The following is a 12,989-nucleotide window of genomic DNA, read 5'->3' on the forward strand; positions in this document are numbered from 1 at the left end:
TTTCGGATGGGGTGACGATGTGAACGAGAGAATCGCCCAATATCGGGATCGAGTGACCCAATATTGGAATCAATTTAGCAATAAGCAAAAAATAATGTTGACCGCTACTGTAGTCTTCGTACTGATTGCACTTGTTGTAATGACGATGCAGTTCTCCAAGACAAAGTACGAGGTGGCTTTCCGGGATTTGAATTCCAGTGATGCTGCCGGCATTATCAGCCACCTGGAATCGCAGAGTATTTCCTACAAGCTGAGCCCGGACGGACGAAGCATCTCCGTACCGAGCACCGAGGCGGCCAGAGTACAGATTGACGTCGGCTCACAGGGCCTGGTGCAAAACGGAACGATCGGCTTCGAAACGTTCGAGCAAAATGCATCCGCGATCGGCATGACCGATAACGAGTTCGAAGTGAAATATGTAAATGCACTGAACGGCGAGGTTGAGCGTCTGCTTGAGAAGATGCAGGGCGTCCAAGATGCCACCGTGCTGCTCAATCTGCCGAAAGAAAGCGTGTTTGCCAAGACCAACAATGAAGATCAGGCCAGCGCCTCCGTTGTCCTGCATTTTAAACCGGGATACCGGCCGAATCAGGAAGTGATCGACGGTTACTACAACCTGGTGAAGACGGCCATACCCAACCTTCCGATCGAGAATATAACCATAACCAATGACGAAGTTGAACTTCTTGCCACGGCCAAGGGTGGTCAGGGCGGACTGATCGGCAGGGTTGAAGAGAACTTTGCACTGCAGAAAAAATTTGAAAGCGAAGTACGACAGAATGTGCAACAGTTCCTGTCCCAGTACATGGGGTCAAGCAAAGTGAACGTACTCGTTGCTTCCAAGCTGAATTTCGATCAGGTACAGAGCAAGGAAAATCTCGTAACCCCCGTTAATGAAGAAGAGATGAAGGGGATCGAGCTCAGCGTACAGGAAATTCAGAAGAATTATACCGGAACCAGCAGTCCTGCCGGCGGAGTTGCCGGTGTGGGCGAAGAAGCGGTTCCCGGGTATCCGAGCGATTCCGAGAGCGGACAGACAACGTCGGAAGAGACGTCGTCAACCATCAACTATGAAGTGAATCGCATTACAAAGGACATCATTGCGAGTCCATATACTGTTAAAGACTTAACCATTAATGTCGCAGTTGAACCACCTGCGGGCCAGCAAACGCTGGACGAAGACACCCGAACGGCGATCCAGAACATTCTCATCAACATTGTGAGAGCTTCGCTTGCCGATTCAGGTACTACCTATACAGACGCACAATTGCTTCAAAAAGTTTCGGTTAATTCGCAGGTATTTAATGTAAATCCGGATGTAAATTCGAAAACCGTTCTGTCCCAGCCGGTACTGTGGGGAATAGGCATAGCTGCATTGGCTTTGATCGCGGGAGGCACGTATTTCTTCATTCGCAAACGCAGAAGACAGCAGGAAGAATTCGAGGAAGATATTCCGCTTCCGCCGGTGACCGAATTCCCATCGATCAATCTTGAGAGTGTAACGAACGAGAGTCAGGTCCGAAAGCAGCTCGAAACGTTGGCGAAGAAAAAGCCGGATGAATTCGTGAATCTGCTGCGTACATGGCTGGCTGAGGAATAGAGGTGGAAGCATTGGTTAAGGGAAACAACCAACAATTATCCGGGCGCCAGAAAGCCGCTATACTGCTGATTACGCTGGGGCCGGAAGTCTCTGCACAAATATTCAAGCATTTGCGCGAAGACGAAATCGAGCAGCTGACGCTGGAGATTGCGAATGTGCGCAAGGTCGACAGCGGCGAGAAAGATAGCATCATTCAGGAGTTTCACCAAATTTGTCTTGCACAGGAATATATATCGCAAGGCGGCATTAATTACGCTAAAGAAATTTTGGAGAAAGCGCTCGGGCAGCAGAAGGCGATGGAGGTTATCAATCGCCTGACCGCAACGCTTCAGGTAAGGCCGTTTGATTTTGCCCGCAAGGCTGATCCGAGCCAGATCCTGAATTTCATTCAGAATGAAAACGCCCAAACCATCGCGCTTGTGCTCTCCTACCTGCAATACGACCAAGCATCGGCGATATTATCCTCGCTTCCTCAAGAGAAGCAGGCCGAGGTTGCCCGGCGGGTTGCGGTCATGGACAGCACGTCTCCGGAAGTTATCGCTCAGGTCGAGCGCGTGCTGGAGCAGAAGCTGTCGGCAACGGTGACCCAAGATTACACCAACGCAGGCGGCATCGAGTCGATCGTTCAAATATTGAACGGAGTCGACCGAGGCACGGAGCGGACGATCCTGGATTCGCTCGAAATACAGGATCCCGAGCTTGCCGAAGAAATCAAGAAGCGAATGTTTGTATTCGAGGATATCGTCAATGTCGACAATCGTTCGATCCAGCGCATCATTCGCGATGTCGAGAATGCGGATTTGCAGCTTGCGCTTAAGGTGGCAAGCGAGGAAGTCCGGGATGTTATTTTCCGCAATATGTCCAAGCGGATGGCGGAAACCTTCCGCGAAGAGATGGAGTACATGGGCCCTGTGCGGCTGCGTGACGTGGAGGAAGCTCAGACACGGATCGTAAGCACGATCCGAAGACTCGAAGAAGCGGGCGAGGTTATCATTGCCCGCGGCGGAGGAGATGACATTATTGTCTAACTTGATCAAACCGTCCCACTATACAACGATGGATGTCTTGAAAGAGTTGGATGTAGCGCGTCGGTACGCCGCTCCTGCCGAAGAAGCGCAAGCGGAGCCGGCACCGCCCGCCGCTGCGCCGGCGGTCATGCACACGCTGGCCGAGGCCGAGCGGATCAAGAGCGAGATGCTGCGCGATGCCCAGGAATTTGCCGAACGGCAAATACGCGAGGCCTCCGAGGAAGCCCAGCGTCTGCTGGCTGAAGCCGAGCAGCAGATCGATGCTTGGTGGAAGGAACGAAGGCTGCAGGATGAGGATTTGTCCGAGACATTGAAGATAGAGGGCTTCAACCAAGGCTACTCCGAGGGAGCTGCCAAAGCCGAGCTGGAAATGAAGGAGCTGCTGGAGAAGGCAACGGCCGAAGCCAGCGAGCTTCTGCAGCTTGCCCACCGGGCAAAGGAAGATTTGATCCAGGAGGCTGAACCGTTTCTGGTCGAGCTAAGCTGCAGCATTGCCGAGAAAATACTCGATCATCAGCTGACGATTGAACCGGAGTTCACCTTGGAGCTGATTCGGAAGAATCTTGCGCGCAAACGGGAGAAAGGTTTGATTTCGCTCTGCGTTGCCCCTGAGCATTTCGAGTTTGTGTACGCGGCAAGAGAAGAGTTATCATTGGCGATCGATTCCCAGGCGGAGCTCCAAATCCTGCCGGATGCTACGGTGAAGGACCGAGGCTGCGTGATCCGCTCGTCTTTCGGAAGTGTGGATGCACGAATCGATACGCAGCTGGCGGAAATCAAGAAGGAACTGGTGCGCGTCGCCCTCGATGACGAAGAACGGAGAAATCAGGATGAAGAAGCTGAATAGCGCCCGGTATATCGAGCATTTAAAACATTTGGACCCGGTCCGCATCAACGGAAAAGTGACCCAAGTCATCGGCTTGATGGTAGAGTCCGAAGGCCCGGATGCGAGCATCGGGGACGTGTGCTATATCTATCCGACGAAGCAATCCAAGCCGCTGAAAGCCGAGGTTGTCGGCTTCAGAGACAACAAGGTGCTGCTAATGCCGCTCGGTGAGCTTCATTCCGTAGGACCGGGATGCGATGTGGTGGGAACCGGGAAGCCGCTCAGCGTTCAGGTCGGTTCGGAACTGCTGGGCAAAGTGCTTGACGGATTGGGGCAGCCGCTAGACGGCTCGTTGATCCCGGCCCGTATGCCGCACTATTCAACCCATAACGTTCCGCAAAATCCGCTGAATCGTCCCAGAGTGAAGGAGCCGATCAGCATCGGGGTGAGAGCCATCGACGGCCTTCTCTCGATCGGGAAAGGACAACGGGTCGGCATATTTGCCGGTTCGGGCGTCGGGAAGAGTACGCTGATGGGAATGATCGCCCGTAATACGTCGGCCGACGTGAACGTGATCGCTTTAATCGGAGAACGCGGGCGCGAGGTGCTGGACTTCATCGAACGGGACCTCGGACCCGAAGGTCTGAAGCGTTCTGTCGTCATCGTAGCCACCTCGGACCAGCCGGCTCTGATCCGGATCAAGGGAGCTTTGATTGCGACGACGATTGCCGAATATTTTCGGGACCGCGGGCTGAATGTGATGCTGATGATGGACTCCGTGACCCGCTATGCGATGGCACAGCGCGAGGTCGGACTAGCCATCGGGGAGCCGCCGGCAATGAGAGGTTACACCCCTTCGGTCTTTGCAAGCCTTCCAAAGCTGCTTGAACGCGCTGGTACCGGACCGAACGGTTCCATTACGGCCTTCTATACCGTATTGGTGGACGGCGATGACATGAATGAGCCGATCGCCGATGCGGTGCGGGGGATTCTGGACGGTCATATCGTGCTGAACCGGAGCATCGCCAATAAGGGACATTTCCCTGCGATTGACGTGCTGGCCAGTATCAGCCGCGTGATGAAGGACATCGCTCCGGAGGAGCAGATTGAGGCTTCGGAAAACGTAAAACGCTTGATGGCCATATATAAGGACTCCGAGGATTTAATTAACATCGGGGCTTACCAACAGGGATCTAACGCCGACATCGACGAATCCATCGAGTACATTCATCGGATATGGGATTTTACGAAGCAGAAAGTAAATGAAAAAACGACGCTCGCCGAGGTTCAGGAACGTCTGATTTCCGAATTTTCAAGGAGATGACTTTGAAGAATGAAATTTCAATACGCATTCCAGAAAATCGTAGACCTGAAGAGTAACGAGAAGACCCAGGCCGAATGGATGCTGTCGAGCGCCATCGGGAAGCTGCAGGCGGAGGAGAAAAGCCTGACCGAGCTGTACCGGATGCGGGAGCAGATGTATGCGGCCGAGCAGGAAGCCGTTACGCGGTGCGCGGCAATCGCCGAAATCCGCAATATTCAGAGCTATGCTCAGTACTTGGAGCAGTGTATTGAGCGGAAACGGAATGATATTCGGCTCGCCCATGTAAATGTTACGAAGAAGCAGGAGATTTTATCGGAAAAAATGCTGGATGAAAAAGTGTGGTTAAAAGCAAGAGACAAATCGCACGAGAAATTTCGGCATGAAAGTCTCCTTCGGGAACAAAACGAGCTGGACGAGCTGGCGACGGTACGTTTTGCGATCAAAGCCCGATAATGAATCCGTTGGCAGCCGGGTTAAGACCGCGAAGGAGGAATGAACGTGGCAAGAAAAGACATGCCGCTCGATAAGGAAGAATCAAGCGGTGGATTTGAACGGATTTTGCTGATTCTCGTACCGGCCATTTTTACGATCGTTCTTCTAGGGGCGCTTGCGATCTTCTTTAGAGCGGATGTTCGGGACGGCATGATCGATCTGGCGAACAAAATTCCGATTGTGAAGGATTGGGTTCCCGATCCGGTGCTGACGCCGGAAGAGCAGAAGCTGAAAGAAGCGAAGGAGCAGGAAGAAAGCGCCGAAGCGACGATCGTTGAGCTGAAGAAGCAGCTGGCGGAGCGCGAGGAGACGCTAAGCGAGGTCACCGAGCAGAAAGCCGCCCAGGAGAACAAAGTGAAAGAGCTGGAGAGCCAGATTGATTCGCTGCAGAACCAGAACACCGGAAGCCCGGAGCAGGAGGAAGATCCGTATACGAAACAAATCCGTGAGCTCGCCAAGCTGTATGCGGACATGAGTCCAAGCAAGGCTGCGCCGATCATGCAAAATTTGACCCTTGAGGAAATGGTGCTGATGCTGAGCCAGATGAAGAGCAGCAACCGGGTGGCGATCCTGGAGAAGATGGACCCGAAGACAGCGGCGGAAGCCACGATGATGCTGAAGGATGCCAAGCCCTCCGAGGACTTGGCGATCGCGGCGCTGCAATCCCGAATCAAGAAAAATGATACGGAAGCGGCAAGCAGCAAGACGAGCAGCAGCAACCTGGACAAAAATCAGCTGAATCAGACGTTTGCAGGCATGACGCCGACCAATGCGGCGGAGCTGCTGATGCAGACTTACAAAATCAGCCCGGCCAAGACCATGACCATCTTGAATACGGTCGATGACGCGACGCGTTCCAGAATTATGAACGCGATGTCCTCGAAAGACCCGGAGCTTGCAGCAAGAATACTGAATCGACTTATGGGCTCCAAATAAACATCAGATCCGCTTACGGTCTGAACTTTTCCGGTCGCACGGGAGAGGAGGTGAATAAGACGATGACGATGACAGTGCAAGGCATGTCCTCCACAATCAGCAGCTCTTCGGCAAGCGGCAAGACGAGCGCACAAGGCAGCTCACCAGCGGGCGCTTCATTTGATGCGACGTTGACATATCAGATGTCGAGCGCAGGCGGCGGCTCCTCTACAGCTGCTTCGGAGACAACGGTCAAGCTGGAAGGTTTGGTACAAGGCTTGCCGGCTGAAACAAATGAGGCGATTGAGGGATTGCTCGAAATGCTGCAAAGCCTGCTTGGGGAGCTGGATAAACTGGACCAGGCATTGGCGGAAGACCCTGCCTTGCTTGAAGAGCTGCAGAGCTGGCTTGCTCAAGCAAGCATGGTGCTAAACGGCGCCGGCGTCCAGGCTCAAGGATCCGATGGCAGCGCGGCAATGTCCCCGCTAGCCCAGCATACGGACACGGTACGTTTTGTAATCCAGGACACACTCACTCAGATAAAGGCCTTGATTAGCAGTGCCGGAAAGGTGAGTCCGGGAACGGAGACCGCGGTACACCAGCTGGTCCAGTCGTTCAACAGCTTGATGGGCAACAGCGCAGGCAATGTGAAGCAGGCAGCCGAGCATGTGAAACCTTCACATCAGGCGGCAAATGGTTCTGCACCTGCGACTGAGGCCAATGCAGCGGCAACCGCGACGGCTGGAAGAACACAGTCCACCAACGCAGCGCCGTCAGCTGGTCCGAATGCTGGCCTTCTGCCGAATGCTGGCCAAGGCGGAGAAGTCTCCGCTAAAGCGGCTGACTCGAATGGAAGCGGCGAACCATGGATGCCTGAACACGGCACCGTAACCGCCGGACAGCTAGCGCTTCGTTCAGGAACTCAGGTAGCGGTAAAACCTGCAGCCCCTCCGGTACCGGTCGAGCGGTTTGCTAGTGAAATGACTTCCTTCATTATAAACAAGCTCGAAATCGTAAAGCAGCAAGGCTTCACGGAAGCGAGAATATCGCTTAATCCAGAGCATTTAGGCCAGGTAGATATCAAATTAACGATGCAAAACGGACAGCTGATCGCTCAATTCATGACCGCTAAGGCGGATGCAAGAGAGCTGATCGACCAGCAAATGGCGCAGCTTCGCACAGCGCTCGTTGCTCAAGGTCTTCAAGTGGAGAAAATCGAGGTTACGCAAAGCAGTCAGCCTTCCACAGCCAATATGTATCAGGACGGACGACAGTCGGGCTCAGGTCAGCAGCAGTCCCAGCAGCGATCGAAAGGGAAAGATACCCCTTCGGATGATGCCGTACTGGCTGCCAGCTTGACGGAAGAATGGCATGATTGGATTTCCGAGATGCAGGCCGATGAAGGACAAGCTGTTCAAGCCGGAACATTTACCGCGAAAGCTTAATTGCGAGGAGGTGAACACGAATGGCAACGAATCCAGTATCCACAAGCAACATGTGGCCGAACTATTCGAAAGGAAATGTCAGTAACAAAGGCGGTAAAGGGCAAGAGCTGGGAAAGGATCAGTTTCTAAGCATCCTGATTACACAGCTGCGGCACCAAGATCCGCTTCAGCCGATGCAGGACCGGGAATTTATCGCTCAGATGGCCCAATTCACCTCCCTTGAACAGCTGATGAACATCAACACGCAGTTAACGGCAATGAGTCAATCCCTAGGCTCGGCTTCAAGTCTGATCGGCAAAGAGATCAGCTGGATGGAAAAATCGGTCAATACCGATGATCTCACCTGGACGGAAACGCCGAAGGACGGTACGGATTCCCTAGTCATGAAGACCGGAATCGTGGAGTCGATTATTGTACGGGACGGCGTTCATTACGCCAAGGTTGGCAGCAGCGAAGTGCTGCTAAGCGATATATTGAGGGTTGAGAACCCGGCTGCCGAGCCCGAGGAGCCTAGTCAAGGAGGAGCTGAGGCCGGTGCGGCTGACGCGCTTGCTGCTGAACCGGCACCTGCCGACGTAGGAGATCCGGATTCCGGGCAATCGGATCAGGGTGAACCTTCGGCCGGAGGGAATGCGCCATGAGTGATCGAATGATGATCGGCCATTTATACCCCGGAAAATTGCATCCGGCCGCGCTATCGCCCGAGCGGCGAACGGCATCGGCTTCATCCGATGCGCCAAAGGGCAATTTCAAGGAGCTGTTAAATGAAAATCTGCTCCGCATCAGCAACCATGCCGCGAAGCGACTGGAGCAGCGGGGGATTGAAATCAAGGGTGACCAGCTCGTTCAAATCCAGAGCGCGATCGATAAAGCCGCAGCGAAAGGCAGTAAGGAATCACTGATTCTGATGAAGGATATGGCGCTCATTGTCAATATTCCGAACCGGACGGTGGTCACGGCGATGGATGGCAACGCCATGAAGGACAATGTGTTCACCCAGATCGACAGCGCAGTCATAATTTCATGATTTACTGGCTGGCCCGTCAGGAAGCCAGGCGGCCGCCGACCGACAGAAGCGGCCCATATAAGAAGGAGGATGAATCCCTGTGTTAAGATCCATGTACTCCGGTATTTCCGGGATGAGAGGCTTTCAGACCAAGCTGGACGTAATCGGCAACAATATTGCCAATGTCAATACCGTTGGATTTAAGGCTGGACGGGTAATGTTTAAAGATATTCTTAGCCAGACGGTGTCCGGCGTGACGCCGGGAACGGACGATCCGACAGGCGGCGTTAATGCCAAGCAGATCGGCCTTGGTGTAACGATCGGCTCGATCGATACCCTGCATACGCCGGGAAGCGCCATGGTCACCAACAACCCGACGGATTTACGCATCGACGGGGACGGATTTTTCATGGTCAAGCTGAGCGATGACCAAGAAGTTCCTTTCCTGACCCGTGCCGGCGATTTCCATGTCGACGTTGCGCGAAACCTTGTAACGTCTGACGGTTTCCTAGTGCTCGACTCCGGTGGCGAGCCGATCACGCTGGAAGACGACGTAACTGCGTTCACGATCGCTCAGAACGGTGCCATCATCCAGAAGATGAGTGACGGAACAACGGCTGAAGGCGCGATTATCGGGGTAGCGAAGGTGCCGAACCCTGAAGGTTTGGAGAAGATTGGCGGCAATCTGTATCGCGTGACATTGAACGCAGTGCCGGACGGAGACCTCGAGGCTGTCATGTTCGAAGGCAATAACGCAGAGGAAGGCACCGGTGCAATCATTTCGGGGCAGCTGGAAATGTCCAATGTGGACCTGACGGGCGAGTTCTCCGAGATGATCGTGGCACAGCGCGGCTTCCAGGCCAATTCACGGATCATCACCACCTCCGATGAAGTGCTCCAGGAAGTCGTTAATCTGAAACGATAAGGTTGGATCAGGGGGGGATCCTCCCTCCCTTTTATGAACAAGGAGGCAGCCCATGATATCGGTAACGAGGTTAAACGGGTCGCAGATGTGGCTTAACGCACTGCTGATCGAAATGGTTGAAGAGACTCCGGACACCTATATCACATTGATTAATGGAAAACGATTGATTGTGTTGGAAAGTGCAAATGACATCGTAGCTTCCATTAAAGCGTATCATCACGAGGTTGGCATTCATCAAGCAACCATTAAAGTGCAGCAAATGGAGGAACCTTCATGAAAAAGATGCTACCCTGGTTAATTACGATTTTGTTGTCCATCACATTGATCGTGCTTGCGATATTCTTGTTGTCCGACAAGCTGACGGAGGAACCGAAAACCGCTTCGGCCAGCGACAAGCCTGCCGCTGCGAATCTGTCGGCAGACGAGATCGTGGAGATGACATCGGAAATTACCGGCATTAAGACAAATCTGGCGGATCCACAGTACATTGCCCAGATGGCTTTTGCATTTCAGTTAAGCGACAAGAAAGCTAAGGCGGAATTCGACAAAATCAAGGAAATCAAGATCAAACCGATCATTATCAAGACGTTAGCCGACACGGAGCCCGAGCTGTTAAACGATTCGAAGGGCCGTGAACAGTTTACTGCCAAGCTGCAGAATCTGATCAACAAGTCGTTAACGTCCGGCAGATTGATTCAAATCGATATGACCGATGTGCTGATCGCCGGAATCTAGACTGTTCGTCGGATGACCTGTAAGGGGGTGAGTAGATGGTTGATGTATTATCGCAGAATGAGATCGACGCCCTATTGGCCGCGCTCTCTTCCGGTGAGATGGATGCGGAGGAGCTGAAGAAAGAGGAAACGCAGAAGAAGATTCGTTCTTATGATTTCAAAAGAGCGCTTCGCTTCTCAAAGGACCATATTCGCAGCTTGACACGTATCCATGAAAATTTTGCACGTTATCTTACAACATATTTCTCGGCACAGCTGCGTACTTTTGTGCAAATCAATGTGGTGCAGGTTGAACAGCTCCCATACGATGAATTCATACGTTCCATACCGAAAATGACGGTGCTCAACATTTTTGAAGCTGAGCCGCTCGAAGGGCGAATGGTGCTTGAGGTTCATCCAAACATCGCCTATGCGATGCTGGACCGCCTGCTGGGAGGAACCGGGGTCGCGCCGTCCACGATCAACTCGATGACCGAAATCGAGACCATTATCATGGAACGGATTTTCAGCCGGGCTTTCGACAGCCTCAAAGAGGCCTGGAAAACGGTGCTGGATATTTCTCCGCGGCTTGAGGCGCTGGAAACGAATCCTCAGTTTATGCAGATCGTTTCCCCGAACGAAACCATTGCGCTGATCTCGCTGAGCACTAAAATCGGCGATACCACGGGAATGATCAATCTCTGTATTCCCCATGTCGTGCTGGAACCGATCATGTCCAAGCTGTCCGCGCATCAGTGGTTCATCTCTGAGAAAAAAGCCAGAATCCCCGAGGAAGTGGACGCGCTTAAGCAGCGGGTAAGCAAAGCTCAGCTTCCGATCGTTGCCGAGCTTGGCGTTTCACAGCTGACCGTCTCCGAATTTTTAGGACTCTCGGTCGGGGACGTTATTTCACTGAACAAGCCGGTGCATGACGGGTTATCCATCAAGGTCGGCGACAGACTGAAGTTTATTGGCAGTCCCGGAACGGTAAAAGACCGGGTTGCTGTACAAATCGATGAAATTGTCATCGAAGGAGCTGAAGAACTTGACGAGTAAAGATTATTTATCCCAGGAAGAAATCGACGCCTTGCTGAAGCAGTCGGAAATGGCATCGGATCCTTCTTCTTCGGCGGCTACCGTAGATGATGTATTGACGCCTCTGGAGCAGGATGCGCTAGGGGAGATCGGTAACATTACCTTTGGCAGCGCCGCTACGGCCTTATCCACGCTCCTCGGCAAGAAAGTAGATATTACGACGCCGAGAGTGTCCATCATCAAGCGAAGCCAGTTCGAGGAGGAGTTTCCAAAGCCGCATGTTGCCGTTCATGTTACGTATGTCGACGGCTTCGAAGGCATTAACTCTCTCGTGATCAAGACTCGCGACGCCCAGGTGATCGCAGACTTGATGCTGGGCGGAGAAGGCAACCCCGAAGAAGGGGAGTTAAACGAAATCCATATCAGTGCCGTCCAGGAAGCGATGAACCAGATGATGGGCTCTTCCGCAACGAGCATGTCCACGATATTCAACCGGTTTGTCAATATTTCGCCGCCGGGCATCGATATTTTGAACATGGTGAGCGGAGAAGGCGTCAACAATCTGCCGCAGGACGAAACCTTGATCAAAATTTCGTTCCGTCTGATTATCGGCGACTTGATTGATTCGACCATCATGCAGCTGCTCCCTGTTCAATTTTCCAAAGACATGGTTCGCATGCTGATTAACGGCACGGATGAGCCTCAGCCTGTGAAACAAGAGACTGCAGCGGCGGTAGAGACACCGGCCCCGGCTCCGGCGCAAGAACCGGCAGCTCAGCCTACCCAGCCGCCCGCTTATGCACAGGATGCAGGGAATGCGCAAGAAGAAGCTCATTATGGTTACAATGCGGCCATGCAACCCCAAGGAGGACAGGCTCCGAATGCGATGCCGTATGGACAGCCGCAAATGCCTCCGCAGACGGGGCCGCAGCATTACGGCGGCATGCACGGCCGGAATGTGAACGTGCAGCCGGTGCAGTTCGCCAATTTTCAATCGGCGCCTTACCCGCAGGTGGATGAAAACAATCTGAACTTGCTGATGGACATTCCTCTTAAGGTCACCGTAGAATTAGGAAGGACTCAGAAGCAAATTAAGGATATCCTGGAAATGTCCCAAGGTTCGATTATCGAGCTGGACAAGCTGGCGGGTGAACCGGTAGACATCCTGGTCAATCACAAGCTGATTGCCAAAGGCGAGGTAGTCGTCATCGATGAGAACTTTGGCGTACGTGTGACGGATATCGTGAGCCAATGGGACCGAATTCAAAAATTACAATAGCACAAACATTTAGGGAGGATTTTTATCAATGGCTAACCGAATTCTGATTGTGGACGACGCTGCATTTATGAGAATGATGATCCGTGACATTCTGGTCAAGAACGGATTCGAGGTTGTAGGCGAGGCTCAGGACGGCTCGCAGGCGATCGAGAAATTTAAAGAGCTTCGTCCGGATCTGATTACGATGGATATTACGATGCCTGAAATGGATGGGATCGCTGCGCTCAAGGAAATTAAAAAGATTGATCCTAACGCAAAAGTCATCATGTGTTCCGCGATGGGTCAACAAGCGATGGTTATCGATGCCATCCAAGCCGGAGCGAAGGACTTTATTGTTAAGCCGTTCCAATCGGACCGCGTCATTGAAGCCATCAACAAAACGCTTGGCGTATAAGGATTGT

General features: G+C 52.8%; 15 protein-coding genes. All 15 read left to right on the forward strand.

Features of this window, described 5'->3' with window-relative positions:
• Positions 1–19: 19 nt before the first annotated feature.
• Entirely contained in the window at positions 20–1,600 is a 1,581-nt protein-coding gene (fliF, locus tag MKX76_RS03350; RefSeq protein WP_341032987.1) for a flagellar basal-body MS-ring/collar protein FliF, read from the forward strand.
• 11 nt (positions 1,601–1,611) lie between these two features.
• Positions 1,612–2,628, forward strand: a complete 1,017-nt coding sequence (fliG, locus tag MKX76_RS03355; RefSeq protein WP_007128757.1) for a flagellar motor switch protein FliG — start codon at positions 1,612–1,614, stop codon at positions 2,626–2,628.
• Entirely contained in the window at positions 2,621–3,475 is an 855-nt protein-coding gene (locus MKX76_RS03360; RefSeq protein ID WP_341032988.1) for a FliH/SctL family protein, read from the forward strand. Before fliG ends, MKX76_RS03360 begins: the two co-directional genes overlap by 8 nt.
• The gene (gene fliI, locus MKX76_RS03365; RefSeq protein ID WP_341032990.1) at positions 3,459–4,778 is read left to right on the forward strand and encodes a flagellar protein export ATPase FliI; all 1,320 of its coding nucleotides are present in this window, start codon (positions 3,459–3,461) and stop codon (positions 4,776–4,778) included. Before MKX76_RS03360 ends, fliI begins: the two co-directional genes overlap by 17 nt.
• Before the next feature lie 9 nt (positions 4,779–4,787).
• Complete coding sequence (gene fliJ / locus MKX76_RS03370) at positions 4,788–5,231, forward strand: flagellar export protein FliJ (RefSeq protein WP_007128754.1); 444 nt, start codon at positions 4,788–4,790, stop codon at positions 5,229–5,231.
• Positions 5,232–5,270: 39 nt separating this feature from the next.
• Positions 5,271–6,206: a MotE family protein gene (locus tag MKX76_RS03375; protein WP_100085182.1), complete on the forward strand. Its 936-nt coding sequence runs from the start codon at positions 5,271–5,273 to the stop codon at positions 6,204–6,206.
• Positions 6,207–6,268: 62 nt separating this feature from the next.
• Positions 6,269–7,630 carry a flagellar hook-length control protein FliK gene (locus MKX76_RS03380; protein WP_341032992.1) on the forward strand — a complete coding sequence of 454 codons (1,362 nt, stop codon included), beginning with the start codon at positions 6,269–6,271 and terminating at the stop codon, positions 7,628–7,630.
• Positions 7,631–7,650: 20 nt separating this feature from the next.
• On the forward strand, positions 7,651–8,271 hold the full coding sequence (locus MKX76_RS03385) for a flagellar hook capping FlgD N-terminal domain-containing protein (protein WP_028405678.1): 621 nt from the start codon (positions 7,651–7,653) through the stop codon (positions 8,269–8,271).
• Positions 8,268–8,657, forward strand: a complete 390-nt coding sequence (locus tag MKX76_RS03390; protein WP_028405677.1) for a TIGR02530 family flagellar biosynthesis protein — start codon at positions 8,268–8,270, stop codon at positions 8,655–8,657. Before MKX76_RS03385 ends, MKX76_RS03390 begins: the two co-directional genes overlap by 4 nt.
• A gap of 79 nt (positions 8,658–8,736) precedes the next feature.
• Positions 8,737–9,561, forward strand: a complete 825-nt coding sequence (gene flgG / locus MKX76_RS03395) for a flagellar basal body rod protein FlgG (protein WP_007128749.1) — start codon at positions 8,737–8,739, stop codon at positions 9,559–9,561.
• A gap of 52 nt (positions 9,562–9,613) precedes the next feature.
• Entirely contained in the window at positions 9,614–9,838 is a 225-nt protein-coding gene (locus MKX76_RS03400) for a flagellar FlbD family protein (protein ID WP_007128748.1), read from the forward strand.
• Complete coding sequence (locus tag MKX76_RS03405; protein ID WP_007128747.1) at positions 9,835–10,296, forward strand: flagellar basal body-associated FliL family protein; 462 nt, start codon at positions 9,835–9,837, stop codon at positions 10,294–10,296. Before MKX76_RS03400 ends, MKX76_RS03405 begins: the two co-directional genes overlap by 4 nt.
• 35 nt (positions 10,297–10,331) lie before the next feature.
• A complete protein-coding gene (gene fliM, locus MKX76_RS03410) occupies positions 10,332–11,330 on the forward strand; it encodes a flagellar motor switch protein FliM (RefSeq protein ID WP_007128746.1) in 999 nt (332 codons plus the stop codon).
• Positions 11,320–12,588 carry a flagellar motor switch phosphatase FliY gene (fliY, locus tag MKX76_RS03415; RefSeq protein ID WP_007128745.1) on the forward strand — a complete coding sequence of 423 codons (1,269 nt, stop codon included), beginning with the start codon at positions 11,320–11,322 and terminating at the stop codon, positions 12,586–12,588. Before fliM ends, fliY begins: the two co-directional genes overlap by 11 nt.
• Before the next feature lie 28 nt (positions 12,589–12,616).
• The gene (locus MKX76_RS03420) at positions 12,617–12,982 is read left to right on the forward strand and encodes a response regulator (RefSeq protein WP_007128744.1); all 366 of its coding nucleotides are present in this window, start codon (positions 12,617–12,619) and stop codon (positions 12,980–12,982) included.
• The last annotated feature ends 7 nt before the right edge of the window (positions 12,983–12,989 follow it).

Source organism: Paenibacillus sp. FSL R5-0810, from assembly GCF_038002285.1.
Lineage (GTDB): Bacteria > Bacillota > Bacilli > Paenibacillales > Paenibacillaceae > Paenibacillus_AQ > Paenibacillus_AQ lactis.

What these genes read in the sequence shown, in the direction of transcription:
- MKX76_RS03400 (WP_007128748.1), top strand. Translation starts at nt 9,614, where the DNA reads ATGATATCGGTAACGAGGTTAAACGGGTCGCAGATGTGGCTTAACGCA.
- MKX76_RS03390 (WP_028405677.1), top strand. Translation starts at nt 8,268, where the DNA reads ATGAGTGATCGAATGATGATCGGCCATTTATACCCCGGAAAATTGCAT.
- fliM (WP_007128746.1), top strand. Translation starts at nt 10,332, where the DNA reads ATGGTTGATGTATTATCGCAGAATGAGATCGACGCCCTATTGGCCGCG.
- MKX76_RS03380 (WP_341032992.1), top strand. Translation starts at nt 6,269, where the DNA reads ATGACGATGACAGTGCAAGGCATGTCCTCCACAATCAGCAGCTCTTCG.
- MKX76_RS03375 (WP_100085182.1), top strand. Translation starts at nt 5,271, where the DNA reads ATGAACGTGGCAAGAAAAGACATGCCGCTCGATAAGGAAGAATCAAGC.
- fliJ (WP_007128754.1), top strand. Translation starts at nt 4,788, where the DNA reads ATGAAATTTCAATACGCATTCCAGAAAATCGTAGACCTGAAGAGTAAC.
- MKX76_RS03385 (WP_028405678.1), top strand. Translation starts at nt 7,651, where the DNA reads ATGGCAACGAATCCAGTATCCACAAGCAACATGTGGCCGAACTATTCG.
- MKX76_RS03405 (WP_007128747.1), top strand. Translation starts at nt 9,835, where the DNA reads ATGAAAAAGATGCTACCCTGGTTAATTACGATTTTGTTGTCCATCACA.
- MKX76_RS03420 (WP_007128744.1), top strand. Translation starts at nt 12,617, where the DNA reads ATGGCTAACCGAATTCTGATTGTGGACGACGCTGCATTTATGAGAATG.
- fliI (WP_341032990.1), top strand. Translation starts at nt 3,459, where the DNA reads ATGAAGAAGCTGAATAGCGCCCGGTATATCGAGCATTTAAAACATTTG.